At 62.3% G+C, this 25,177-nt stretch carries 21 protein-coding genes; 11 read left to right on the forward strand and 10 right to left on the reverse strand.

From position 1 onward, the window contains the following. The first annotated feature begins 73 nt into the window (after positions 1 to 73). From ABB26_RS15205 to ABB26_RS19255, 3 genes are read left to right on the forward strand one after another with little or no spacing between them, the layout of a single operon-like run. Positions 74 to 733: a dienelactone hydrolase family protein gene (locus ABB26_RS15205; RefSeq protein ID WP_057635559.1), complete on the forward strand. Its 660-nt coding sequence runs from the start codon at positions 74 to 76 to the stop codon at positions 731 to 733. Further along, positions 730 to 1,152: an HIT domain-containing protein gene (locus ABB26_RS15210; RefSeq protein ID WP_057635560.1), complete on the forward strand. Its 423-nt coding sequence runs from the start codon at positions 730 to 732 to the stop codon at positions 1,150 to 1,152. Before ABB26_RS15205 ends, ABB26_RS15210 begins: the two co-directional genes overlap by 4 nt. A 29-nt stretch (positions 1,153 to 1,181) precedes the next feature. Next, positions 1,182 to 1,349: a LiaI-LiaF-like domain-containing protein gene (locus ABB26_RS19255; protein ID WP_089153126.1), complete on the forward strand. Its 168-nt coding sequence runs from the start codon at positions 1,182 to 1,184 to the stop codon at positions 1,347 to 1,349. A 65-nt stretch (positions 1,350 to 1,414) separates the two neighbouring features. On the opposite strand, the gene dcd is transcribed toward ABB26_RS19255, so the two are convergent. Continuing rightward, positions 1,415 to 1,987 (reverse strand): dCTP deaminase, encoded by a 573-nt coding sequence (gene dcd / locus ABB26_RS15215; RefSeq protein ID WP_057635561.1) that lies wholly within the window; start codon positions 1,985 to 1,987, stop codon positions 1,415 to 1,417. A 158-nt stretch (positions 1,988 to 2,145) separates the two neighbouring features. Continuing rightward, positions 2,146 to 2,994 carry an iron-sulfur cluster carrier protein ApbC gene (gene apbC / locus ABB26_RS15220; protein ID WP_057635562.1) on the reverse strand — a complete coding sequence of 283 codons (849 nt, stop codon included), beginning with the start codon at positions 2,992 to 2,994 and terminating at the stop codon, positions 2,146 to 2,148. A gap of 177 nt (positions 2,995 to 3,171) precedes the next feature. Here apbC and ABB26_RS15225 point away from each other — a divergent pair, with 177 nt between their 5' ends. The 3 genes from ABB26_RS15225 (at position 3,172) to ABB26_RS15235 (ending at position 9,101) form a co-directional block, all read left to right on the forward strand. Beyond that, positions 3,172 to 6,081 carry a TonB-dependent receptor domain-containing protein gene (locus ABB26_RS15225; protein ID WP_057635563.1) on the forward strand — a complete coding sequence of 970 codons (2,910 nt, stop codon included), beginning with the start codon at positions 3,172 to 3,174 and terminating at the stop codon, positions 6,079 to 6,081. A gap of 99 nt (positions 6,082 to 6,180) precedes the next feature. After that, a complete protein-coding gene (locus ABB26_RS15230) occupies positions 6,181 to 8,160 on the forward strand; it encodes an alpha/beta hydrolase family protein (protein WP_057635564.1) in 1,980 nt (659 codons plus the stop codon). Between the two features lie 122 nt (positions 8,161 to 8,282). Beyond that, positions 8,283 to 9,101, forward strand: a complete 819-nt coding sequence (locus tag ABB26_RS15235) for an SEL1-like repeat protein (protein WP_152982704.1) — start codon at positions 8,283 to 8,285, stop codon at positions 9,099 to 9,101. A gap of 18 nt (positions 9,102 to 9,119) precedes the next feature. Here ABB26_RS15235 and ABB26_RS15240 read toward each other — a convergent pair whose 3' ends face one another. Beyond that, a complete protein-coding gene (locus ABB26_RS15240; protein WP_057635566.1) occupies positions 9,120 to 10,727 on the reverse strand; it encodes a phytoene desaturase family protein in 1,608 nt (535 codons plus the stop codon). A gap of 272 nt (positions 10,728 to 10,999) precedes the next feature. Here ABB26_RS15240 and ABB26_RS15245 point away from each other — a divergent pair, with 272 nt between their 5' ends. Continuing rightward, positions 11,000 to 13,093 (forward strand): M13 family metallopeptidase, encoded by a 2,094-nt coding sequence (locus ABB26_RS15245; protein ID WP_211261980.1) that lies wholly within the window; start codon positions 11,000 to 11,002, stop codon positions 13,091 to 13,093. A gap of 297 nt (positions 13,094 to 13,390) precedes the next feature. Next, complete coding sequence (locus ABB26_RS15250; RefSeq protein ID WP_057635648.1) at positions 13,391 to 15,397, forward strand: M13 family metallopeptidase; 2,007 nt, start codon at positions 13,391 to 13,393, stop codon at positions 15,395 to 15,397. Between the two features lie 135 nt (positions 15,398 to 15,532). On the opposite strand, the gene ABB26_RS15255 is transcribed toward ABB26_RS15250, so the two are convergent. The 7 genes from ABB26_RS15255 to ABB26_RS15285 all read right to left on the reverse strand — a co-directional run bounded on the left by ABB26_RS15255 (position 15,533) and on the right by ABB26_RS15285 (position 22,133). Next, entirely contained in the window at positions 15,533 to 16,177 is a 645-nt protein-coding gene (locus ABB26_RS15255; RefSeq protein WP_057635568.1) for a rhomboid family intramembrane serine protease, read from the reverse strand. 42 nt (positions 16,178 to 16,219) lie between these two features. Next, positions 16,220 to 16,576 carry an MGMT family protein gene (locus tag ABB26_RS15260; RefSeq protein WP_245626237.1) on the reverse strand — a complete coding sequence of 119 codons (357 nt, stop codon included), beginning with the start codon at positions 16,574 to 16,576 and terminating at the stop codon, positions 16,220 to 16,222. Further along, positions 16,573 to 17,514 carry a DMT family transporter gene (locus ABB26_RS15265; protein ID WP_057635569.1) on the reverse strand — a complete coding sequence of 314 codons (942 nt, stop codon included), beginning with the start codon at positions 17,512 to 17,514 and terminating at the stop codon, positions 16,573 to 16,575. Before ABB26_RS15265 ends, ABB26_RS15260 begins: the two co-directional genes overlap by 4 nt. Positions 17,515 to 17,614: 100 nt before the next feature. Next, the gene (gene gorA / locus ABB26_RS15270) at positions 17,615 to 18,967 is read right to left on the reverse strand and encodes a glutathione-disulfide reductase (RefSeq protein WP_057635570.1); all 1,353 of its coding nucleotides are present in this window, start codon (positions 18,965 to 18,967) and stop codon (positions 17,615 to 17,617) included. After that, positions 18,964 to 20,214: an NAD(P)/FAD-dependent oxidoreductase gene (locus ABB26_RS15275; protein WP_057635571.1), complete on the reverse strand. Its 1,251-nt coding sequence runs from the start codon at positions 20,212 to 20,214 to the stop codon at positions 18,964 to 18,966. Before ABB26_RS15275 ends, gorA begins: the two co-directional genes overlap by 4 nt. 16 nt (positions 20,215 to 20,230) lie before the next feature. After that, positions 20,231 to 21,445, reverse strand: a complete 1,215-nt coding sequence (locus ABB26_RS15280; protein WP_245626242.1) for a DUF418 domain-containing protein — start codon at positions 21,443 to 21,445, stop codon at positions 20,231 to 20,233. A gap of 208 nt (positions 21,446 to 21,653) precedes the next feature. Further along, on the reverse strand, positions 21,654 to 22,133 hold the full coding sequence (locus tag ABB26_RS15285; RefSeq protein ID WP_057635573.1) for an FKBP-type peptidyl-prolyl cis-trans isomerase: 480 nt from the start codon (positions 22,131 to 22,133) through the stop codon (positions 21,654 to 21,656). 110 nt (positions 22,134 to 22,243) lie between these two features. On the opposite strand from ABB26_RS15285, the gene ABB26_RS15290 reads away from it, so the two are divergent. The 3 genes from ABB26_RS15290 (at position 22,244) to ABB26_RS15300 (ending at position 25,159) form a co-directional block, all read left to right on the forward strand. Next, entirely contained in the window at positions 22,244 to 22,771 is a 528-nt protein-coding gene (locus ABB26_RS15290) for a C40 family peptidase (protein ID WP_057635650.1), read from the forward strand. 105 nt (positions 22,772 to 22,876) lie between these two features. Further along, complete coding sequence (locus tag ABB26_RS15295; RefSeq protein WP_057635574.1) at positions 22,877 to 23,623, forward strand: C40 family peptidase; 747 nt, start codon at positions 22,877 to 22,879, stop codon at positions 23,621 to 23,623. 195 nt (positions 23,624 to 23,818) lie between these two features. Continuing rightward, positions 23,819 to 25,159, forward strand: coding sequence for a sigma-54 interaction domain-containing protein (locus ABB26_RS15300; protein WP_057635575.1), 1,341 nt, complete (start codon positions 23,819 to 23,821; stop codon positions 25,157 to 25,159). Positions 25,160 to 25,177 lie beyond the last annotated feature (18 nt).

Genomic DNA, 25,177 nt, shown 5'->3' on the forward strand with positions numbered 1-25,177 from the left:
CTTCGGGGCACCTTCTCCCGCCAGCGGGAGAAGCAAGCCGAGCCCCCTCCCTCAGCTGCAACTGGAACCTCCCATGCCCCAATGGATCACTCTTTCCACTGAATCCGGCCCGGTTCGCGCCTGGCAGGCCCTGCCCGAAGGCACGCCACGCGCCGGTCTGGTCGTCATCCAGGAGATCTTCGGCGCCAACGCCCATATCCGCCATGTCGCAGAGCAGTACGCCGCCGAAGGCTATGTGGTGCTGGCCCCCGACTTCTTCGACCTTCTGCAACCCGAACTGGAACTGGACTACGACGCTGACGGCGTTGCCCAGGGCAAGGCGCTGGTAACCGAACTGGGCGTGGACCGCGCCGTGGCCGTGGTCGAAGCGGCTGCGCAGCAGCTCTCGCAGTACGGAAAGGTCGGCACCGTCGGCTATTGCTGGGGCGGCACGATCGCCATGCTCGCCGCGCAACGGCTGGGCTTGCCCTCGTCCAGCTACTACGGCGCACGCAATGTGCCGTTCCTGGACAGCCCCTTCAAAGCCCCGGCAATCTTCCACTTTGGCGACCAGGACGCCTCCATTCCGGCCGCCGCCGTTGCAGCGCACCGTGAAAAGCAACCCACATTGCCGGTATACGTGTACCCGGCCGACCACGCCTTCAACCGCGAGGTGGGCATGCACTACCACGCTCCCAGCGCCGACCTGGCGCGCGAACGCACCTTGGCCTTCTTCAGCGAGAACCTGCGATGACCGAAGCTGTGACGTCCGATTTCGAACTCGATACCCGCCTTGCCGCCGACAGCGTCCTGATCGCTGACGGACCCTTGTCCCAGATCCGCCTGATGAACGATGACCGCTTCCCGTGGGTCGTGCTGGTCCCACGCGTTGCTGGCGCCAGCGAATGGATCGACCTGGACGGTGGCCAGCAGCGCCTGCTGCTGGCGGAGATCAACCAGATCTCGCAGCACCTCAAGCAGAAGCCCAACGTCACCAAGATCAACATCGGTGCGCTGGGCAACATCGTGCGCCAGCTGCACATCCACCTGATCGGCCGCCATGAAGGCGATGCCGCCTGGCCAGGGCCGGTCTGGGGCAGCGGCAAGGCGCAGCGTTTCGACGCCGAGGTACTGGCCCAGCGTGTCGAAATCTGGCGCCAACGGCTACGATAAGCGCCTTCCCACCAACGGACTTTCCGCCGATGCGCTCCAACCTGATCGCCGCCCTGATCCTGATCATCGTCGGCCTGTTTTTCCTGGCCAAGAACCTGGGCTGGATCAACGGCAACATCGGCTCGATGCTGGCCACCTGGTGGCCGGCCATCCTGGTCGCCGTCGGCATCGGCATGCTGTTCGGGCGCGGCAAGTAAGCCCCGCCGAGCAGGAACAAGAAGGGCGCGGAATTCCGCGCCCTTCTTGTTTGTCTCAGCGCTGATCAGGTGCGCGGCAAGGTCACGCCGGTCTGGCCCTGGTACTTGCCACCGCGATCCTTGTAGGAGGTCTCGCAGACATCGTCCTGGTCGGCCTGGAAGAACAGCATCTGTGCCACACCTTCGCTGGCATAGATGCGGGCCGGCAGCGGTGTGGTGTTGGAGAACTCCAGCGTCACGTGGCCTTCCCACTCCGGCTCCAGCGGGGTGACGTTGACGATGATGCCGCAGCGCGCATAGGTGCTCTTGCCCAGGCACACCACCAGCGTGTCGCGCGGGATGCGGAAGTACTCCACGGTGCGGGCCAGCGCGAACGAATTCGGCGGGATGATGCACTCGTCCGCCTCGATATCCACGAAGCTCTTCGGATCGAAGTGCTTGGGGTCGACGATGGTGGAGTTGATGTTGGTGAACACCTTGAACTCACGCGAGCAACGCACGTCGTAGCCGTAGCTGGAGGTGCCGTAGCTGACGATGCGCTGGCCATCCACCTGCTTGATCTGCCCGGGCTCATACGGCTCGATCATGCCGTGCTGCTCGGACATGCGGCGGATCCAGCGATCGCTTTTGATGCTCATTCAATGTTCCTGATTTCGTGATGCCGCAGCTCGGCTGCGGCGGTCGGGGTGGCCGATTCTAGCCCAGACCCAGCGCGCAGCCGTACCCCGGCTGGCCGGATACATACTTGTAGGTATGTGGCTGCCGGGACCACCGGGGGCGGACCAACCCTGTCGGATCAGATCAGCGAGGACACGATCGGAATACTGGCGCGCGGCCGCTTGGCCAGCTCCTCCACCATCCGCCGCGCTGCCGCCAGATAGGCCTGCGCTGCGGCCGAATCCGGCGCAGAAGCCACAATCGGCGTACCCGCATCGCCCTGCTCACGGATACCGATATCCAGCGGCAACGAGCCCAGCAGCGGCACTCCGTACTGCTCGGCCATACGCTGGCCGCCACCTTCGCCGAACAGATGTTCGACGTGGCCGCAGTTGCTGCAGGTATGCACGGCCATGTTCTCGATGATACCGAGCACCGGCACCTCGACTTTTTCGAACATCTTCAATGCCTTGCGCGCATCCAGGGTGGCGATATCCTGCGGCGTGGTGACGATGACCGCGCCGGCCACCGGGATCTTCTGCGACAGCGTCAGCTGGATATCACCGGTACCCGGCGGCAGATCGATCAGCAGGAAATCCAGGTCGTCCCACAGCGTGTCATTGAACAGCTGGGTCAACGCCGAGGTTGCCATCGGTCCGCGCCAGATCATCGGCGAGTCCTGTTCGATCAGGAAACCAATGGACATGGCCTCCACCCCGAACGCGCGCAACGGCTCGATGCTCTTGTTGTCCGGACTTTCCGGGCGGCCACTCAAGCCGAGCATGGCCGGCACGCTCGGCCCATAGATGTCGGCATCCAGCACACCGACCCGCGCGCCCAGCTTATGCAGCGCCAGCGCCAGGTTCACTGCGGTCGTGGACTTGCCCACCCCGCCCTTGCCCGAGCCCACCGCAATGACATTGCGGATACGTGAATGGGGAGAGAGCCCCTTCTGCACACGGTGCGAGGCCGCGCGCTGATGAAACATTGTTATCTGTGTCATACCAGAAGTTTCCTACGAAACATTTTCAAAAAGAGTGCAATCCCATGAACTATTCGTTAAGGTCACGTTACGTTCATATGGGAAGGGGGCATCAGTCACTGTTTCAGCGGACTGGCCAAACCCGGATGAACCGTAAATTCTAGACTCCAAGGGGATACATACGTGCATACCAGCAAGACCAACCCGTTCAAGCGCAAGGCACTTACCAGCGCCCTGCTCGCAGCGATTGTCGTACCTGGCGCCGCTTTCGCCCAAGACAGCTCCGCAGATTCGAGCAATGCTTCCGGCGAGAAAGCCACCAACCTGGACCGCGTCTCCGTAGTCGGCTCGCGCATCAAGCGCGTCGATTTGGAAGGCCCGGCTCCGGTGACCGTGATTACCCGCGATGACATTGACCGTGAAGGCTTTCAAACCGTCGGCGACATGCTGCAGACGCTGACCCAGAACACGACCGGCTCATTCACTGGCGATCTCGCAGTCAACGGCTTCACCCCGAACGCACAGGTCGTCAACCTGCGCGGCATGGGCCCTGGTTACACATTGACACTGATCAATGGCCGCAGGCCGGCACAGTATCCCCAGCCGTACAATCGCGACAACAATGTCGTGAACGTCCGCGCCATTCCGTCTTCAATCGTGGAGCGCGTCGAAATCCTCACTGGCGGCGCTTCGGCGATCTACGGCTCCGACGCAGTCGCGGGCGTGGTCAATCTGGTTCTGCGCAAGAACTATGACGGCACCCAGTTGCGCGGCACGGTGGGTACAACCGCAGAAGGCGGTGGTGACAACGCGAAATTTGAATTGACTGGCGGACGCTCTGGTGACCGCTGGAGTACCACCTTCGCTCTGCAGGCAGGCGTTGAAGAACCGATCTGGGCCAGCCAGCGCGACTTCATGGCGGATACCCGCAATGGACCGTTGGGCAGCCTTACCAACCCGGCGTTGTCCTTGGCTGCCCTGCGCATCAACACTGCGACTGGCGCCCTCGGTACGAGTGTGTACTACCCCGGCCAGGAAGCATGTGATCGCTTTGGCTATACCACGGTCACCACGGCCGCACGCGGCACGTACTGCGGTGGATTCACCCAGTCTGCTTCGCGCACGATCTCCAACAAAGACAAGTACTTTGCTGGCTACAACTACACCTCTTTCGATCTGACAGACACCACGCAGCTGTACGGCAGCATCAACGTCTACAAGAGCAACGCAGAGTCAAGCAGCGGCACGGAGTTCTGGTCGACAACCAGCAGTCCTTTCAATCGTACCCCTCCAACCGCTCTGGCACCCTTTGGCAGCCAGCTCCCGGGTTACTACGATTCGAACCTCAACCAGTTCACCATGCTGCAGCGCGTGTTCAATCCGTTCGAGCTTGGTGGTAACGAAGCGGCAACCACGAAGTACGATGAGCTGACCTACGACATCCTTTTCGGAGCAAGCGGCACCTTTGCCGATCGCTTTGATTGGGAAGCAGGAATCTCCTATGGCAAGTACGAGTACGAGGCCAATCAGCCCCGTCTGCTCGCCAAGGGCGTCTCGGACTACTTCCTCGGCCAGCAGCAAGGCTGGCGGGCATCGCCCCAGGGCGCGCTCTACCCCATCTACGCTCTGAACGTGGACCGTTGGAATACGCCCATCACTCCGGATATCTACCGCTCGTTCTCAACGCGCGCGAAGAACACCGCAGAAACCACCTCGTCCATGGCGAACTTCAACATCTCCGGCGATCTGTTCGAACTGCCGGCAGGCGCGGTTGGCTTCGCAGGCGTGCTGGAAGTAGCCCGTCAGACTTTTGACCTGAACAGCGACCCACGCACCAGCCTGACACGTCCATACGATGATCAGACGATCTACAACCTGACCAGTTCTGGCCGCACCAAGGGCGACCGTGACCGCTACGCTGCTGGCCTGGAACTGCGTATTCCGATCTTCTCGTCGCTGACTGCCAATATCGCTGGTCGTTACGACAAATACGACGACATCACCGCAGTTGATGACGCCGTGACCTCAATGGCCGGCTTGGAATGGCGTCCATTTGATCGCCTGTTGCTGCGCGGCTCCTACTCGACCAGCTTCCGGGCGCCTGACATGCAGATGGTCTTTGCCGAAGGCGCTGGCTCGTTCTCTGCTGCCGTCGATCAGTACGCCTGCCGCGCCGGTGTAGGCGTCGCCGATGGCCTTGGCCCACGCTCCTTGGGCACATGCCAAACCACCCAGGCCGATCCGACCGTCTACACCATTCAGACCGCGGTCGCAGGCAACAGCCTGCTTGAGGAAGAGAAAGGCACCTCGTATGGCTTCGGCTTTGTCTGGGATGTCATCGACAACATGTCCGTATCGGTGGACTACTGGCGGATCAAGCTTGAAGATCAGGCACTGCAGCTGACCGCCGCAACCCTGCTGGCCAACGAAGCCAACTGCCGCTTGGGCTCCTACCCGAATGGCGACGGTTTCGAACACAGCAGCGACTCGGCTTATTGCCAGAACGTGTACAACCTTGTCCAACGCTCTGGTGGCAGCACCACCGGTCCCATCCAGCGCATCAACTCCGCATATATCAATGCGGCATTGAGTGACAAGAGCGGCATCGATGCCACCTACAAGTACCGCCTTGATACGGACCGCATCGGCACCTTCAAGCTGGACCTTGGATACTCGCTGACGCTTACCGACAAGTACAAGCAGTTCGAGGAAGATGAACTGATTGACTACCGCGATACCCCCAGCCTCTATGACAGCCGCAGCCGTGTACGTGGCTCTTTGAACTGGACCATGGGTGATTGGTCGACGACCGTCTTTGGTGTTCGCTATGGCACCATGCGCAACTCCGCCAATGCCGACTTCACCAACGCTGCCGGGGTGTTCTCCCCGCTTCGTCTGAAGCCGTACATGCTTTACAACCTGGCTATCAGCCGCAAGTTCGGCACCCAGGTTGAAGCAACCCTGCAGGTAGCCAACGTGCTGAACAACCTGTACCGCAAGGACTCCAGCCAGGCATATCCGTACTTCAGCGCCTACAACGGTTCTGATCCTTACGGCCGCCGCTTCAACTTCTCTGTCGCTTATAAGTTCTAAGAGACGAAGAGAGCAACAAAACAGAGCCCGGCATTCGCCGGGCTCTGTTCTCTGGCACACCAAAAATATTCGAGCAACCGTGGATATGGAGAACCATTCGTGAAAATCGCCACACCCGCGCTATTTGCGCTAGGTATTCTTTTCGCCGGAGGAGAGGCCATCGCTCAAAGCCAATCCATCAAAGACTTCGTCGGCCATCCCGCATACGGGACCGCGCGCATCTCACCGAACGGCGACTACCTGGCAGTTACGGTGGATCATGGCGATCAGGATGTACTTACAATTCTGCGCACTTCCGACCTCAAGATACTCAAGGTCAATCAGCTGCCTGACAAAAAAAGCGTAGGGCAGTTTCAGTGGATATCGCCAGATCGCATCATGTTCAACGCCGTGAAAAAAATGGGCGGCTATGCCCAGCCTTTTGCCCTAGGCGAATGGTACGCCGTCAATGCTGATGGATCCCAAGCGGCCCCCGTCATCTTCCGCGGCACCCGCGACGCCACCCAGCGCAATAAAGCAGTTGGCTTCGAGAGCTATTCATTGCTGGATACCCTGAAGAGCGATGATCGCAATGTGATCATGCAGGCTCGCTACCCCCGCTCGGATGAAGGCGCTGGCACCGAAGTAGTCCGCGTTGACACAATAACCGGCAGACGCACATCCTTGGGACGCGCGCCAAAATCAAACTGTTCAATGGCACTGGATGCATCCAAAGATCCCCGATTCGCCGTCTGCTCCTCGACGCGGGACGAGGCCGGCGAATACGATGAGCGCACCGAGCTCTATCGGCGTGACGGTCAAGACTGGACATTGATCAACGCATCGAAATCCGACGGAAAGCACCTGTCTGTTGCAAGAACTACAGATGATGGGACTGTCTATGCGCTGGAAGATGATGGAAAGTCACCAGCTGTCATCGGCACACTTGATACCGCATCAGGAGCCTTCACCCGGATTTTTGGCGACCCTGTTGCCGAAATATCCCAGATTATCTGGTCAACTGACAACACATCGCTTGTGGGCGTCGTAACCGAAGCCGGTGCACCGCAGGTAACGCTGGTGGATGAGGCTCATCCGGATGCAGAGCTGTATGCATCACTGGCAGCCGCGTTTCCCGGCGAAAAGGTTGATTTCTCGAGCTACACCGAAGACGGCAAGAAGATACTGGTCTCTGTCTACAGCGACAGGAACCCAGGTGCGCTCTACATCTTTGATCGAGACACGGGGAAAGCACGCTTCCTGATGTCGCGCATGGCACAGCTGGACGAAAAGAAGATGGCTTCGATCAAGCCATTCTCATTCACATCCCGCGATGGCCGCCTGATCCATGCGTACCTGACCATTCCTTTCGGCTCTGATGGCAAGAACCTCCCATTAATCGTCAACCCCCACGGCGGCCCGATTGGACCGCGTGATGACTGGGGGTTCAACCCCGAGGCACAGCTGTTTGGCAGCCGCGGCTATGCGACGTTGCAGATCAACTACCGCGGCTCAGGTGGCTATGGCAAAGAGTTCCAAGATGCCGGTCACCAGCAGTGGGGACAGGGCATCCAGAACGACATCCTCGATGCCACCCACTGGGCCATCAACAATGGACATGCCGATCGCAGCCGCATCTGCATTTATGGCGGCAGCTTTGGTGGTTACTCATCACTGATGGCCCCGATCCGGGAGCCAGGTCTGTTCCAATGCACGTTTGGTTATGTCGGGGTCTATGACATCGACATGATGTTCAAGCGCGGCGACATTCCCGAGAGCAGTTCCGGCCAGCGCTTCCTGCGTCGCACTCATGGCACCGACAGCAGCGTATGGGCACAGAATTCTCCAGCCCAACGTGCGGCGGAGGTCAAAATCCCCGTTTATCTGGCGGCAGGTGCCCGCGATGTGCGCACCCCCCCAGAACAAACGGAGCTGATGAACAAGGCATTGATCGCAGCAGGCAACAAGCCTGAGGGTATGATCATCCAATCTGGGGAAATGCATGGTTTTTACGGAGAGGAGGCACGCATCAACCTCTATACCGAGATGCTGAGGTTTTTTGATCGTCACATTGGCAGCTCGAAATCGTCTGGAAACTGAAGCATGAAGGAAGGGAGGGGATTTACCCTCACTTCCTTCGCAACATGAGTGTTTCGGAAGTTTCCATGTTGAGCCATCACTCAAGAACCGACGCCAAGTACGCGCCGTCACAGGAGCAGACAATGAACCGCAAGATTCTCATCGGGGCATCACTGTTACTCACAGTTTCCCTGGCTTACCCACCAGCATTTGCCGATGGCAGAGCACCGGACGACCCCACTCAGGACAAGGCCATGATTACGGCCGGCTTCCTCAGTGGTCACCCAGACCTTCGCTTCCGCCTTCTCGGACTGGAAAAGCGTGAACAGGGGAAACAGGAAGACGCGTTCAAGTTCTTCCAACGCGCCTCCTATTATGCGGACAAGCCATCCCAGGCAATGGTTGCTGAGATGCTCTGGAATGGAACAGGTGTCGAGGCAAATAAGGCACAGGCATATGCATGGATGGATCTGGCAGCAGAACGCGGCTACGAGGGATTTCTGGAATTGCGGGAGCGGTACTGGAGTGGACTGGACGCCACCGAGCGCGACCAGGCGGTTCAGTATGGCCAGGATATTTATGCTCGCTTTGGCGATGCTGCCTCGCAACCACGCATAGCTACTGCACTGCGACGGGAGCGGAAGAACGTAACAGGTAGCCGTACCGGGTTTTCAGGCAATCTCAAGATCTTCATCCCCACCCCTGGCGGTGGCGAATTCATAGATGCATCTAAGTTCTACGATGAGCGTTACTGGGACCCAGCAAAGTATCAGCAATGGCACGACTCCATCTGGATGAAGCCCCGCGTAGCAACCGTCAGCGTCGGCGATGCCACAAAGGTTCTTCCACAGCATCAGGAGACCCGCATTCCGACAGTACCTCCCATGCAGAATGCGCCGGAACCTGTCACTGAGGACGCGATGCCCGAAATCTCAAGCGAAGGTAAAGACACCCAAAAATGACGCACGCAACGGCCGCTCTCAGCGGCCGTTGTCTTTCAATATCACCGCACTCGCATTATGCCCAGGCGCCCCGGTTACACCGCCGCCCGGGTGGGATCCCGATCCGCAGAGATACAAGCCCGCCATTGCACCTCGATACCCCGCCTGCCCCACCATCGGCCGCGCACTGAACAACTGGTTCAAGCTCAACGCACCATGGAAGATATCGCCGCCGATCAGGCCGAAGGTCCGCTCCAGGTCGAGCGGACTCATGATCTGGCGACCGAGCACTGATTCCGCAAAGCCCGGAGCGTGCCGATCGACGGTGGCGATCATCAGATCCGCAACTTCTTCGCGGTGATCATCCCAACTGCGCCCGTCGGACAGCTGCGGCGCTACGTGCTGGCAGAACAGGCTGGCGACGTGCTGCCCGGGCGGTGCAAGCGAATCGTCCAGGGTGCTGGGAATCAACATTTCGACCACCGGTTCGCGTGACCATCCCTGTTGGCGTGCATCCAGGTACGCGCGGTCCATGTAGTCCAGGCCTGGGGCGATGATGATGCCTGCGGTGAGATGGTCGCCCTGCCCCGGCAGCACCGTGAAGTCGGGCAATCGCGACAGCGCTACATTCATGCGGAACGTGCCGGATCCGCAACGCCAGTTGCCCATTCGTTCAAGCGTTGCCGGCGGCACATCAGCCGGATCGAACAGGCGTTCGTACAGCAATTTCGGATTGACGTTGGCGACGATGGCCTTGCCACGCAGTTCATCACCGGACGTGGTTACGACGCCAACCGCCTTGCCCTGTTCGACCAGCACCTTGCTGACGGCAGCATCGGTACGTATTTCCACACCGGCCTCCGTCGCCGCACGCGCCATCGCCTGGGTGATCGCGCCCATCCCGCCAATGGCATGCCCCCAGGCACCTTTGACGCCATTGCTTTCACCAAACACGTGATGCAACAACACGTAAGCAGTGCCCGGCGCGTAAGGGCTGGCGTAGTTCCCGACGATGCCGTCAAAACCGAACAGCGCCTTGATCGGCGCGCTTTCGAACCAGCGATCCAGATACTCCGCAGCGGAGATGGTGAACAGGTCCAGCAGTTCCTGCTTCAGGCCTGCATCCAGCTTCTGTAGTTGCAAACCGAGCTTGCCTGCCTTCCATAGTTCCGGCAGCGCGCGCAGCCAATGACCGTCGGTCACGTTGGGCGGCGCCTGCAACGCCAGGGCGCGAAGCACATCGGCGAAGATCTCCAGGCGACGCTCGTATTCCGGCAGCCGTTCGGCGTCTCGCTGCGAGAACTTCGCAACCTCGGCCTGCGTGTGGCCCCCGCCGGCCAATAGATACTCGCCGTTCGGCAGCGGCAGGAAGTTGTTTATCCGGCGCGACACCACTCGCAGGCCATGCCGTTCCAGCTCCAGGTCGGCAATCACCTGGGGCTGCAGCAGCGACACCGTATAAGAGGCCACTGAATTGCGGAAACCCGGATGAAACTCCTCGGTCACCGCAGCGCCGCCGACTACCGTTCGGCGTTCAAGTACCAGGACGCGCTTGCCTGCCTTGGCGAGATACGCCGCGCAGACCAGGCCGTTGTGGCCGCCGCCGATGAGGATCGCATCCCACTGTTTGGCTGATGTCTGGGTCATGGGCGTTGTATAGCACTGGTGGAGAACCACGCGCATCGGAATGCGCCCGGACCGTGAGTCAGGGCTGCCAATGCTGGGGGCCCGGCAGTCGAGCCCCCTTCTTTCCACTGCGTGCAAGGGAGGCTGCAGGCTCGCTGCGGCCCACACCAGCATTCAATCGGGCATTACCTTCGACACCCCTTGCCGATCGGTTTCAGGCGTATCTTCTTCGATCGGCCCTGGTTGCGGGGCCACACCTGTGCTCTGCAAACGGCCTGGAGGCCATTCCCGTGATCGTTAGTAACCCCAAAATCCTCCTGCTGACCCTGGCCGTCTCGGCCGCGCTGGTCGGCTGCAAGAAAGAAGAAACCCCGGCCGCGTCTGCTGCCGCTCCGGCCGCTGCCGCCACCGAACTGAAGCTGGACGAGTCCAAGCTGCCGGCCTACAACGCCTTCACCGCGGCCGACCTGGATACCAGCAAAGACGCCTGTACTGATTTCGGCGGCTATGTAAACGACAAGTGGCTCAATGCCAACGAAATCCCGGCCGACCGTACCAGCTGGGGCGCCTTCACCATCCTGGACGAGCGCTCGGTCGCCGTGCAGCACCAGCTGGCCGAGCAGGCCGCTGCAATGAAGAACGCCACCGGCATCGAGAAGATCGTCGGTGACTTCTGGGCCGCCGGCATGGACGAGGCCAAGATCAATGCGCTGGGCATCACCCCGCTGCAGGCCGACCTGACCGCGATCGACGCGCTGCAGGACAAGGATGCCATCGCGAACTACCTGCGCAGCACCGCCGCCAAGGGCGAAAACGTGCTGTTCGGCTTCGGCCCGGAAGCGGATTTCAAGAATTCGTCGATGAACATGGCCTACGCCAGCCAGGGCGGCCTGGGCCTGCCGGACACCACGTACTACACCGACGCCAGCAAGGCCGACAAGCTCAACGCCTACAAGGCCCACGTGGCCAAGGTGCTGGAACTGTCGGGCGTGGCCGCAGCTGATGCCGCCAAGCAGGCCGATGAGGTGGTGAAGTTTGAAACCCGCCTGGCCAAGGCCTCCAAGTCCAGCGTCGAGCTGTCGCGCGATGTGTCGCTGTACTACAACCCGGTCACCGTGGCCGACGCCGACAAGCTGACCCCGAACTTCAGCTGGACCGAATTCTTCAAAGCCCAGGGCATCGCCGCCCCGGCGTCGTTCTCGCTGGCCATCCCGAGCTTCCACCAGGAAGTGAGCAAGATGCTGGGCGACACCGACCCGGCCGCATGGCGCGCCTACCTGCGCTTCCACACCGTGGACGGCGCCTCGCCTTTCCTGAGCGATGCGTTCGTGCAGGAGAACTACGCGTTCTATGGCAAGGAACTCAACGGCCAGAAGGAAATCAAGCCGCGCTGGAAGCAGGTGCTGGGCACGGTCGAGAACAACGCTGGCGAAGCCTTCGGCCAGATGTACGTCAAGGTCGCCTTCTCGCCCGAAGCCAAGGCCAAGATGGAAGAGCTGGTGAAGAACCTGGCCGGCGCGCTGAAGGAACGCATCCAGGGCCTGGCGTGGATGAGCGACGAAACCAAGGCCAAGGCTATCGCCAAGTGGGAAACCTTCACCCCGAAGATCGGTTACCCGGACAAGTGGCGTGACTGGAGCGGCCTGAGCACCACCCACGACGATTACCTGGGCAACGTGCGCGCCGCCAATGCCTTCAACTACAAGTGGGCACTGGGCAAGATCGGCCAGCCGGTGGACAAGACCGAATGGGGCATGACCCCGCAGATGGTCAACGCCTACTACAACCCGCTGCAGAACGAGATCGTGTTCCCGGCCGCCATCCTGCAGCCGCCGTTCTTTGACATCAACGCCGACGACGCGCTGAACTACGGTGGCATCGGTGCGGTCATCGGCCATGAGATGACCCATGGTTACGACGATCAGGGCAGCCGCTTCGGGCCGACCGGCAACTTCGAGAACTGGTGGACCGAAGCCGACTCGAAGGGCTTCTCCGGCCTGACCGGCAAGCTGGTCAACCAGTTCAACGAGTACAAGGTGGGCGACCAGCAGGTCAACGGCTCGCTGACCCTGGGCGAGAACATCGCCGATCTGGGTGGCCTGGCTACCGCTTATGACGCGCTGCAGAAGGCCTCGGCCGGCAAGGAAGATCCGAAGGTCGAAGGCCTGAGCCGCGACCAGCGCTTCTTCGCCAACTGGGCGACCGTGTGGCGTACCAAGTACACCCCGGAGAACGCCAAGGTCCGTCTTGCAACCGATCCGCACGCCCCGGCACAGTTCCGCGCCATGGGTGCGCCGTCGAACCTGCCGACCTTCGCTGCTGCGTTCCAGTGCAAGGCCGGCTCGCCGATGGTCCGTGCTGGCGACAAGCAGGTGGTCATCTGGTAATTGCCGCCTTGCGGTGATGCTGCACGAGAAGGCCCGGCATTGCCGGGCCTTCTTCTTTCCGGCCTTGGCGACGGGAGCGACTTTCTGCAGGGGCGGCTTCGGCCGCGACGCCGATGGACGTGAAACACGCAGGCAGGGCTGCAACCACAGCCCCCTGCATCCGCCCTTGATCCCCACTTTGCGACCAAGGTCGCTCCCACCCGGGCTGATCCGCAAAACCGCGACCACGCCCCAGCGCCAATCGCCCATCAGCTTGTTAAACTCCGCCCACTTTGTCCTTCTGCGGATATGCACTACATGCCTACCCTTCGCCCGCTGTCCCTCGCCCTGGCTTTCAGCCTGGTGGCCGTCCTGTCAACGAACGATGCCCAGGCGGCGCGCAAGAAGTCCTCGGCACGGGCGCCGGCGGTAAGCGCGGCCTGTACCGATTTCTACGAACTGACCAACGGCAACTGGCTCAAGGCCAATCCGGTTCCGCAGACCGGCGCGGTCACCGCACTGGGCCAGTTGGCCAACAACGCCCGCACCCAGCAGCGCCAGCTGCTGGACCGTTCGATGAACAGCCCGCAGGGCAACGTGCAGAAGCTGCTGGGCGACTTCTGGGCCAGTGGCCTGGATGAAGCCGCGGTGGAAGCCGATGGCTCCAAGCCGATCGCCCCCCTGCTCACCCGCATCGATGCGATCAAGAAGGCCAAGGACATCCCCGCCTCGATCGCGGCACTGCACCAGGTCGGCATTCCGGTGGCCTTCAATTTCGCCCCGGACGTGGACCTGAAGGCGCTGGATCGCCACATCGGCTACTTCATGCAGGGCGGCATGGGCCTGCCTGACCCGGCGTTCTACACCCGCACCGATGCCGACACCGTCGCATTGATGGGCCGCTACCGTGGCTATGTGAAGCAGATCCTGGCCCTGACCGGCACCCCGGCCGACAAGCTCGATGCCGAGTCGGCACTGGTCATCCAGCTGGAAACCGAACTGGCGCGCAGCGCGCATTCGGTGGCTGACATCAACAACCCGTTCAACAACTACGCGCCGGTCGCCACCAAGGACCTGAGCCGTTATCGCAACCTGCAGCTGGATGCCTTCCTCAAGGCACAGGGCGTCAACGACGACCTGGTCTCGATGGCCGACCCGGCATTGTTCCAGCAGCTCAACGCCATGGTCGCGCGCCTCCCGGCCGCCCAGTGGAAGGCTTACCTGCGCTGGCGCGTGGGCGACTCGATGGCCCCCTACCTGTCCAAGGCCTATCGCGACGCCGAGTTCGAATTCCGCGGTCGCGTGCTGCGTGGCCAGACCATCGCACCGGCACGCAACGACGTGGTGCTCGACGCCATCAACGTTGCCGCTGGCCCGATGCTGGGCCATGAGTACGCCAATGCCTACATCAGCCGTGACGTGCGCCGCCAGGCTGGCGTGATGGTCGATCAGATCCGCGAGGCACAGATTGCCGCGATCAAGCGCAGCACCTGGCTGAGCCCGGAAGCCCAGGCCGAAGCCGAAGCCAAGCTCGGCGCGATGAAGATCGAAATCGGCACCCCGCTGCGCGACCTGGATTACACCGTGCAGCCGATGGGCCGTGGCAGCTTCGGCGGCAACATGCTGATCGCCTCCACCTGGCGCCACGCGCAGGAAATGAAGCGCATCGGCAAGGGCAACGCCGACCGTCGCTGGGACGTGCTGCCGCAGCAGCCGGCCATCAGCTACGACATCGCGCAGAACCGCCTGATCGTCACCGCCGCCGCCCTGCAGGGCCCGATCTTCGCCGAGTCGGCCAGCAGCGCCGAGAAGTTCGGTGCGTTTGGTGGCCTGGTCGCGCATGAAGTCAGCCGCGCCGTTGACGCCAAGGGCGCCATGATCGACGCCAAGGGCGAACTGCGCAGTTGGTGGACGCCGGCCGACAAGAGCGCCTGGACCCTGCTGGGCAACCGCGTTGCCGCGCAGTACAGCGGGTACGCGTTCCCGGGCGTGAAGGATGCCAAGGTCAACGGCGAACTGACCCGCGACGAGAACATGGCCGATATCTCCGGCGTGGAAATCGCATGGGAAGCGTTCAGCGCCACCCAGGCCAACGCCGCCGTGGCCGACAAGCAGTCGTTCTTCAAGGGCTGGACCGCACTGTGGGCCCAGCAGCTGTCGCCGAACGATGCCGTGCAGCGTCTGGCCTCGGATGTACGTGCCCCGGGCCGCTGGCGCGCCAATGCACCGCTGTCCAACCTGCCCGCTTTCGGCGCGACCTTCACCTGCAAGCCGGGCCAGCCGATGCAGCGCACCGATGCCGAGCAGATCAAGATCTGGCGCTGAGTTTCCGCTGGAGTGGAAGACGAAAAGGCGCGGATATCCGCGCCTTTTTCGTTTGCTGTAGAGCCCAGCCACGCTCCGCTGAGGCGCTGCAGGTAACGTCCAAGCCGAGCATGGCCCGGCGCTACCGTACCTGCTTTATTTCACCCGGCGCAGATGGGGTCCGCGCTTGTTGAATGGCGGCTGCCCGCGCCAATAGCGGATCAACAACCAGCCGAACAGCATGCCGCCCAGATGCGCGAAGTGGGCCACGCCCGGCTGCCAGCCGGTGAAACCCAGGAACAGTTCGATGGCGCCGAACACGATGACGAAGGTGCGCGCTTTCATCGGAATCGGCGGGAACAACAGCATCACGCGCTGGTTCGGGAACAGCATGCCAAATGCCAGCAACAGGCCGAACACGCCACCGGAGGCGCCCAGCACCGGGTTGAACTCGCCAAACAGCGAGGCCACCAGCAACTGGCACAGGCCGGCGCCGACCACGCACACCATGTAATAGGTGAGGAAGCGCTTCTCGCCCCAGGTCATCTCCAGCGGCGCGCCGAACATGAAAAGCGCCAGCATGTTGAAGAACAGGTGACCGAAACCACCATGCAGGAAGCCGTAAGTCAGCAGCTGCCACGGCTCGAAGCCGGGTGAATCCAGGAATGCTTCCTGCGAGCCCAATGGCCACAACATCAGTTGATTGAAAATACCTGCGGTCTGCGGCAATTGCTGCAGCAGGAACAGGGCGACGTTGGCAATCAGCAAGGTCTGGGTGATCTTGGGCAAGCGCGGGAACATGGCGGCATCCGGGAGAACTCCCGCCCATGATAGCCGCAGCAGCTAGCCCGGCCCCCAGATCGCTTCATCCAGCGTACGCGGCGGTTTGGCACGCTTCACCCGACCGTTCTCCACGACCACACCTTCGGCCCGCAACCGCTGGCTCTGCTCGCGCCAACCGCGAGAGCCTTCGGGCATGGCGATGCGTCCATCCGAGCGCAGCACCCGGTGCCAGGGCAGCTCCGGGTCATCATTGCTGCCCAGCAGCCGCGCCACCAGACGCGCGCGCCCGGGTAGGCCGGCCTTTGCTGCCACCTCGCCATAGCCCAGCACCTGCCCACTCGGGATGGCCCGGATCGCTTCAAGAATGCGGGCGTGGCCGGTGGCCGGATCGGCGACGGAATCCGACGCCTTGCTCACCGCTTCTTCGCTATCCCGCTGCCGACCAGCAGCACGCCCGCCAGCACCAGCACGGTGCCGACGCTCTGCCACGGGCCCATCGGTTCGTCGAGCAGCCATACGCTCAGCACAATGGTGGAAACCGGGCCCAGCATACTCACCTGCGCCGCCAGCGACGAGCCAATACGCTTGACCCCGATCATGATTGCCAGGACCGGCAACACCGTGCATATCGTGCCGTTGAGCAGCGACAGCCAATACACCGGTGGCGCATACGTCCACAACGCGCTCACCGGTTGGAACAGCAGGTACTGGCCGATGCACAGCACGCAAGCGACCATGCTGGCATAGGCCGTCAACCGCACCGCACCGATGCGCGCCACCGCCTGGCCGCTGCCAAACAGATACACCGCGTAACTGAGCGCACTGGCGAACACCAGCGCCGAGCCGATCAGCGTGCGCCGGCCATCCAGCTGTATGTCGTGCCCGAATGCCAACAGCACACCGAGATAACTCACCAGCAGCGCTGCCACCTGCATGCGCGTGGGCCGCTGTTTCAGCACCACCAGCGCGATCAGCACCACCAGGGTTGGGCTGAGATAAAGGATCAATCGTTCCAGGGTCGCGCTGATGTACTGCAGCCCCAGGAAGTCGAGATAACTGGACAGGTAGTAGCCGCTGAAACCCAGCAGCACTACCCGCCCCATATCTCCCCGCGACAGCCGCTGCGCGCGTCGCGCCGCCCACATGCCCATGACGATGAAGAACGGAAACGCGACCATCATCCGCAACGCCAGCAACGCAGTGGCGTCGGCACCGTGACGATAGGCCAGCTTGACGATCACCGCTTTGCCGGAGGCGGCAATGGCGCCCATGCCGGCCAGCAACAGGCCGTTGATCAGCAGGCGCCGGGAACTGGTGGGAAGCGTTGTAGCCGCAGGCCGAGGTGGAACGTTCATCGATGGAGGAATTGCGGGGGACGCCTATTGTCGGGGATATGTTGTGGGAGTGATCAGCTATCAAATGCAAAAGCAGGTGCTGAAAGCCCCCTCCTCCGTCCTAACGCATCAACACCACTTCCTCGGCCGACGTGGGATGAATCGCCACCGTGTCTTCCATCTGCCTGCGGGTGATCCCGGCTTTTAGCGCCACCGCGAAGCCCTGCAGGATCTCGTCGGCGCCTTCGCCCAACAGATGGATGCCCACGACCTTCTCATCATCGCCCGCACAGACCATCTTGAACACCGTGCGTACGTCGCCATCCCCCAATGCCTGCAGCATCGGCCGGAAACGGCTGTGGTACGTGCTCACCTTATCGAAGCGTTTGCGCGCTTCCTCCTCACTCAATCCCACCGTGCCGAATGGCGGATGCGCGAACACCACGCTCGGCACGTTGTCGTAGTCGAGCCGTGCATCGGGCTGGCCGCCGTACAGGCGGTCCATCAAGCGACGCGCGGCGGCGATGGCCACCGGCGTCAACGTCACCCGGCCAGTGACGTCACCCACAGCGAAGATGCCTGGCACCGAAGTGTTCTGGTAGGCATCCACTTCAATGGCGCCCTTCTCGCCCAGCACGACACCCGCCTGTTCCAAGCCGAGGTCATGCGTGCTCGGTACGCGCCCGGTGGCGAACAGCACATTGTCGAACACCGAATGCTCCGGGCCGTTCTGCAACACGGCGCGCACGCGGCCATGCTGGCGCTCCAGTGCTTTCACTTCGCAGCCGAAATGCAGTTCCACACCCTGCAGGCGCAGATTCTCGGCCAACTGCGCGGACACCTCCGCATCAAAGTGACCCAGCAAACGCTGCCCGCGTACCAGCAACGCAACATCGCTACCCAGGGCACGCAGCACGCCGGCCAGCTCCACCGCGATGTAGCCCCCACCGATGATCGCCACCCGCGCCGGGCGCGACTGCAATGCGAAGAAATCATCAGACACGCCACCCAGCTCAGCGCCTGGAATATCAGGTTTCAGTGGATGCGCACCGGTCGCGATGACGATATGCCGGGCAAGCAGCTGGGTGCCGTCATCGCACTCCACCGTATGCGCATCCAGCAGACGACCACGGTGGCTGATGCGAGCCACGCCGGTTTCACCCAGGCGCTTCTGGTAGCTGGCGTGGATGTTGGCGATATAACCTTGCCGCCGCTGTACCAGCTGTGCCCAATCCAAGCCCGGCTCAGCTGGCACCTCGAATCCCATTCGCGAAGCCAGGCCGATACGCTCGGCAAGGTCGGCCGCCAGCCACATCGCTTTCTTCGGAACGCAGCCGACGTTGACACAGGTACCGCCCAATGGCGCAGGTTCCAGCATCGCCACTTTGGCGCCATGGCCTGCAGCGCGGAATGCCGCCGCCAACCCACCCGAACCACCGCCAATCACCACCACATCGTAAGCACTGGCACTCATTGGAATCGCTCCGCGCGATACGGTGTGGGATCAATGGCAGGTGTCTGCCCGGTAATCAAATCAGCCATCAGTTGTCCGCTCCCGCTGCTCATGCTGATGCCGAGCATGCCATGGCCGGCCGCTAGCCAGACGTGAGCATGCAGGGGCGAACGCCCCAGTATCGGCATATCGTCCCAGGTCATCGGCCGCCAACCATACCAGCGCTCATGCACGGCCCCGCCCAGTGGTTGCCGCAGATAGTGATGTGCCGCCTGTTCGAGCGCCTGCAATCGGGTTTCATTGAGGCGGCGATCCTGCCCGGAGAATTCCATCGTCCCACCCAGCCGCATGCGCCCATCCCAGGCGATGACGAACACCGAGCGGTCCTTCAGTACCACCGGGCGGCTCGGCACCTGTGCCGTCTGGCTGGTGGTGATCGAGTAACCCTTGCCAGGCTGTATCGGCATACGCAACCCCACACTGCGCACCAGCTGCGGCGACCACGCGCCGGTAGCAAGTACCAGTTCGGCCGCATACCGCTCGCCTTTCGCGGTCCGCACACGCACGCCGTTTTTCTGCGGATCGAACGAGACGAGCGCGCAGTGTTCTTCGATCTGCACACCCTGCGCACGCAGTACGCGACCGAGTTCGGCGGTGTAGCGATCCGGCCGCAGACTGGCATCCCCGGGGAAGCGGATCGCACCAACGATGCCTTCATTGAAGGCCGGTTCCTGCCGCAGATAGTCAGCGCCGTCGATCACCTGCGTGGCGATTCCCAGCTGCTGCAACGCCTCGCATTCAACCGCATGTCGCTCGAAGTTGGCCTGCTCGCGGAATACGTAATCCAGGCCCTTCTCGGCGAACTCGCAATCGAGCTGATGATCGCGTACCCACTCGACCAGGCGCTGCCGCGAGTCGTTCAACAGCGCCGCGCGGCCTTGCGTACTCTGCAACCAAGCATGCGAATTGCAGCGCGCGGCAAAGCGTACCAACCAGCGCCAAAGCGATGGATCAAAACGCGGTGGGATATACAGCGGCGCCTGCGGTGACAGCATCCAGCGCAGCGCGCGCATCGGTACGCCGGGCGCGGCCAATGGGGGTGCATGGCTGGGCGTGATGGTGCCGCAATTGCCATGCGAGGTTGCACCGCCGAGGCGGCCCGCATCGAGTACACGCACCTGGCGCCCGGCGTGGGACAGGGCCAACGCGGTAGCCAGGCCGGTGGCGCCGGCACCGATGATCAGGACATCGTCTTTGGGGAAATTCACCCGCCGATTCTATTCCTCAACCAATCGACTGACGGCGCAATGGTGGCAGTTGCAAGTAAGTGATCGCACGCCACACCCACTCCATCGGGCCGAAGCGGAAGTACTTCAGCCAGCAATGGCTGAGCAGCACCTGCACGGCAAACAGGGCGATCGCAAACAGCAGCTGCCACGCACGGCCCATCTGCTCGAACCAGCCCAGCCCATAACCGTAGAAAACCAGGGTGCAGATCAGCGATTGGCCCAGGTAGTTGCTCAACGCCATGCGCCCTGCCGGCGCCAACCAACGCAGATGCGCACTCCAGCGCCCCCCCCATGCCAGGTAGCCCAAGCACATCAAAAGGCCCGCCACCGCATTCAAGGCATAGGTACTGGTCGAACGCAGGTCGAAGCGCCCAGGCACGACATAGGGCAGCCACCACACACTGAACAGCATCAACCCCAGACCCAACGGCAATGCGCCCCAACGCAACCAAGCGAACAAGCGGGGATGCTCGGCCGGATGGGCGATGGCACCGCTACGTGCGAACCACGCGCCGATCAGGAACATGCCCAGCACCTGCGGCCCCACTACCATCAACGCGCCCAGCGAGGTGCCGAAATCCCGCAGCCGCTGCAGCACGGCCGTGCCATAACTGCCGTGACCATAAGCCTGACGTTGCGCTTCAATCGAAGCCAGTGCGGTGCTGGCCTGCTTGGCAACTTCGTCGGCCGGCAGCAGCGACATCACCGCACCCAACAGCAGAATCAGCAAAGCCGCGGCCAGATAGGCCGCCGTGCCGAGCACCGGCAACCAACTGCGCGGCGCCTCACGGAACGCCAGCAACACGAAAGACAGCAGCGCGTAGGCCACCAGGATATCGCCGGCCCACAGCAGTACCGCATGCAGCAGGCCGATCAACAACAGGCCCAGGCTGCGGCGTAGATAGAAGCGGGTGAAGTCGCGCCCGGCTGCTTCGGCCCGTTGCGCCATCACCGCGAAGCCCACCCCGAACAACAACGAGAACAGGGTGAAGAATTTGCCCTGCACGAAAATGTAGACGAAGCCGTCGGCCCAGCGGTCCAGCCCTTGCCAGTGCGCATCGATGCCGGTGAAGGACAGGTCCAGCGGCCCGCCGAAGGCCTCGATGTTCATCAGCAGGATGCCAAGCAGCGCCAGACCACGCAGGACGTCCAGCGTGGCGATGCGCTCGTTTGGCGTGACGGGCTGGAAAGCGGAAGTGGACAAGGGCAGACACGCTCTGGTGACAGGTGCGCGATTAAAACATGCCCTCCTGCCGGGGGAGGACGTACCGGGCCGCGTCCGACAGCACCACTACCGCGAAAGCCTCAGCACAGCATGTGCTGTGCTCCCCTGCCATTTCCTTCAAGGGCCATGCCCCTCAAACGCAAAACGGCCCGCACAGGGCGGGCCGTTTGCTGCATTGCTGCCGGTGCGGCAATCAGTGCTGGTGACCACCGTCGCCATGCACGTGGCCGTGCTGCACTTCTTCCTCGCTGGCTTCACGCACTTCGATGATTTCCACGTCGAAATGCAGATCCTTGCCAGCCATCGGGTGGTTCAGGTCAACGTCGACCACGGTCATGCCGACCTTTTCGACGGTGACGGCGCGCGGGCCGAAGTTGGTCTGCAGGATCACCTGCGTGCCCGGAATCAGACGGGTGGTGCCGAAATGCTTCTTCGGCACGCGCTGGGTCAAGCCTTCACGGCGCTCGCCGTAGGCTTCGGCCGACTTCACGTCAACGCCAAAGCTCTCGCCGGCTTCCTTGTCCATCATGGCCGCTTCCAGGCCCGGGATGATGTTGCCGTGGCCGATCAGGATCGCCAGCGGATCGCGGTCCTTGGAGCTTTCGATCGGCTCCTGGCCGATTTCGGAAACGGTGTAGTGGAAGCGGACGACGCGGTCTTTTTCGATCTTCATGCCTGACTCTATCTGGTGGCTGCCCGGGGCAGTCGTTGGGACGGCCTTGTCGGCCGCCGGGTACGCCGCCATGATGACGGCCTTCTAAGGTGGCGCATTATCCGGGCTCCATGCACATCACGCCAGTTTTCCGCTCCCGTACGTGGCAGTTGACCGCCGCGCTCCTGATCACTGCCACCCTGGCGGGCTGCGGGCACAGCCCCAGCAAGTCAGCACCGCCGTCGGGCCACACTTACTCTCCCGTGGCACCGGCCGACCCAGCCGCTGCGTCGTCGGTACTGATGCGGGCACTGGGCCTGGTGGGCACGCCCTACCGGTATGGCGGCAATACGCCTGAATCCGGTTTCGACTGCAGCGGCCTGGTCACTTATGTCTACCGGGACATGCTGGCGCTGAACCTGCCACGCACCTCACGCGAGCTGGCCGCCATCCAGGGGCCGAAGATCGCCACCGACCGCCTCACCGCTGGCGACCTTGTGTTTTTCGGCGACAAGGGCAACGTCTGGCATGTCGGAATCTATGTCGGTGAAGGCCGCTTTGTGCATGCCCCAAGCACCGGCGGAACCGTAAGACTGGATTACCTGGACGGCCCTTACTGGCGTAACCATTACACCGGTGCCAAGCGTGTTTTGCGGTAAACCGTGAATTCAGTCCCCAAAAATAACGAATAATTAACGAAATTTGTACCTATACCCACGCTTCACAGGGCATGATCGCCCATCGAATTTTATTGTGACTGCCGCGTGACGACTGACAACACGTCCTACCCGGGCCAGCCGAAGACCGTTTCACCCTCCATCCGTCGCCTGTTGTGCGCCGTGGCACTGGCCGTCGCCAGCCTCCCGGCCTTCGCCCAGAGCGCTGCGGAAACAGAGACCACCGCCAAGCCGGCGCCTGCCCGCGCCGAGGCTCAGCGCAGCAAGGCCGACGCCGCTGCCACCGCCACGCTGGCCGCACTGCTGCCGCACCTGGCCGCCAGCGACACCATTCCGCTGATGGACCGCTCGGCGATGTTTGCCGGCGACCTGAGCCGCCTGATCTCCGCTTACGACGCCTCCAAGGGCGTTTCTGCCGCCACCGAAGCCGCGCTCGCCAACGACGCTGACGGCAAGGTGCAGTCGGTCCTGCGCCGCGCCATGACCCTGCTGGGTACGCCGTACCGGTGGGGCGGCACCTCGCCGGATGCCGGTTTCGATTGCAGCGGCCTGGTCGGTTACGTCTTCCGCACCGCGCTGGGCATCGAGCTGCCGCGTGTGTCCCGCGAGATGGCCAGCCAGGCCAGCTCCGAACTGATCCGTGACCGCTCGGCCCTGGCTGCCGGCGATCTGGTGTTCTTCGGCCGTCGCGGCCGTGTCGACCACGTCGGCATCTACGTCGGTGAGGGCCGCTTCCTGCATGCCCCGAGCACCGGCAAGGACGTGCGTACCGACACCCTGCTCACCGGTTATTGGAGCGACAAATTCATGCAGGCGCGCCGCGTCCCGCTGTAAAGCGAACGCAGGTACCGCCAGCAAAGCCGTCGCCCTTCCGGGCGGCGGCTTTTTTCATGGCGGTGACAATCCAGCCGGGTGGAAGCAACCTTAATACGCCTCATGACAAAGGTGCGCCAATTCACATAACAGATGTGATTGCACCCTTCTGAATCAGGGGTATATGGTTGCCACCGAACGCAAAGGTGACCACGCATGGCCGCAGCACCTGATTCGAGCAAACGTTGTGTTATCTGGTTCGGAAAACCGGGGGCGCGAGAAAAAGTGATGCTGGCTGCGGATGGCTGGCAAGTACGTGCGGTTCTACCCCAACAGCCCGCCGACATCGGCATGCGCGGCGGCGATATGGTGGTCGGCCTGATTGATTTCCGCTCCAGCTCGGACAACGAACTGGAGCGCATCAGCCAGCTCACCGCCGAGCATCGGCACATGCCGCTGTTTGCCCTCACCCCCGCACAGGGTGAAGACGACGTCCGGATGTCGCACCCGTTGCTTGCCGCTTGCCGGCAGCAGTTTCCGCACCCGCCCGACATCAAGGAGTTGCTGCGGCAGCTGCAGGCGCTGGGTGATGCCCCCTTGGCACTGGCCCACGACGATGTGCTCGACACGCTGCTGGGCGACAGCGAAGTGATGCTGGTCATGCGCGCCACCCTGCGCAAGTTCGCTCCGGTCGACCTGCCGGTGTTGATCACCGGCGAAACCGGTACCGGCAAGGAAGTTGCCGCACATGCCTTGCACCGCCTGTCTTCGCGTCATGGCAAGCCGTTCCAGGCCGTGAACTGCGGCGCCATTCCATCCACCCTGGTGCAGTCGGAGCTGTTCGGCCATGAGCGCGGCGCCTTCACCGGTGCGACCACCCGTCGTCATGGCCTGTTTGAAACCGCGCACAACGGCACGGTGTTCCTCGACGAAATCGGCGACCTGCCACTGGACGCGCAGACCAGTCTGTTGCGGGTGCTGCAGGAAGGCACCATCGAACGCGTCGGCAGCAATCAGCCGATCCATGTCGATGTCCGCATCCTCGCCGCGACCCACGTGGATCTGGAGCGTGCGGTGGACAAGGGCAGCTTCCGCCGCGACCTCTACTACCGCCTGAACGTACTGCGCTTGTCGATGCCGCCACTGCGCAGCCGCGATGGCGATATCGAATTGTTGTCACGACATTTCCTGGCTGATTTCCGCGCCCGCCACCGCATCCGCGCACGCGGTTACAGCAGTGAGGCGCGTCATGCGATGGAGCGTTTCCAGTGGCCAGGCAACGTACGTGAACTGCTGAACCGGGTGCAGCGCGCGGCCATCACTGCCGAGGGTGAGTTGATCACCTGCCAGGACCTGGAGTTGAGCCAGGACGGCAATGGCGCCGGCCTTGGACAGCTGACCCATGCCCGCACCCATGCCGAACGCGAGACCCTGCTGTCGTGCCTGCAGCAAAGCCGTTACAACGTCAGTGCGTGTGCGCGGATGATGAAAGTGTCACGAGTGACCATCTATCGGATGTGTCGCAAGCATCAGTTGACATTGGAAGGCTTGCGCTGAGATGCGTGGTTGAGTGAT

It is taken from the genome of Stenotrophomonas humi, assembly GCF_001431415.1.
Classification (GTDB): Bacteria; Pseudomonadota; Gammaproteobacteria; order Xanthomonadales; family Xanthomonadaceae; genus Stenotrophomonas; species Stenotrophomonas humi.

Coding starts and splice junctions, on each gene's coding strand:
- ABB26_RS15205 (WP_057635559.1), top strand. CDS start 74: ATGCCCCAATGGATCACTCTTTCCACTGAATCCGGCCCGGTTCGCGCC.
- ABB26_RS15290 (WP_057635650.1), top strand. CDS start 22,244: ATGCACATCACGCCAGTTTTCCGCTCCCGTACGTGGCAGTTGACCGCC.
- ABB26_RS15240 (WP_057635566.1), bottom strand. CDS start 10,727: ATGACCCAGACATCAGCCAAACAGTGGGATGCGATCCTCATCGGCGGC.
- ABB26_RS19255 (WP_089153126.1), top strand. CDS start 1,182: ATGCGCTCCAACCTGATCGCCGCCCTGATCCTGATCATCGTCGGCCTG.
- ABB26_RS15250 (WP_057635648.1), top strand. CDS start 13,391: ATGCCTACCCTTCGCCCGCTGTCCCTCGCCCTGGCTTTCAGCCTGGTG.
- gorA (WP_057635570.1), bottom strand. CDS start 18,967: ATGAGTGCCAGTGCTTACGATGTGGTGGTGATTGGCGGTGGTTCGGGT.
- ABB26_RS15300 (WP_057635575.1), top strand. CDS start 23,819: ATGGCCGCAGCACCTGATTCGAGCAAACGTTGTGTTATCTGGTTCGGA.
- apbC (WP_057635562.1), bottom strand. CDS start 2,994: ATGTTTCATCAGCGCGCGGCCTCGCACCGTGTGCAGAAGGGGCTCTCT.
- dcd (WP_057635561.1), bottom strand. CDS start 1,987: ATGAGCATCAAAAGCGATCGCTGGATCCGCCGCATGTCCGAGCAGCAC.
- ABB26_RS15255 (WP_057635568.1), bottom strand. CDS start 16,177: ATGTTCCCGCGCTTGCCCAAGATCACCCAGACCTTGCTGATTGCCAAC.
- ABB26_RS15285 (WP_057635573.1), bottom strand. CDS start 22,133: ATGAAGATCGAAAAAGACCGCGTCGTCCGCTTCCACTACACCGTTTCC.
- ABB26_RS15265 (WP_057635569.1), bottom strand. CDS start 17,514: ATGAACGTTCCACCTCGGCCTGCGGCTACAACGCTTCCCACCAGTTCC.
- ABB26_RS15210 (WP_057635560.1), top strand. CDS start 730: ATGACCGAAGCTGTGACGTCCGATTTCGAACTCGATACCCGCCTTGCC.
- ABB26_RS15235 (WP_152982704.1), top strand. CDS start 8,283: ATGAACCGCAAGATTCTCATCGGGGCATCACTGTTACTCACAGTTTCC.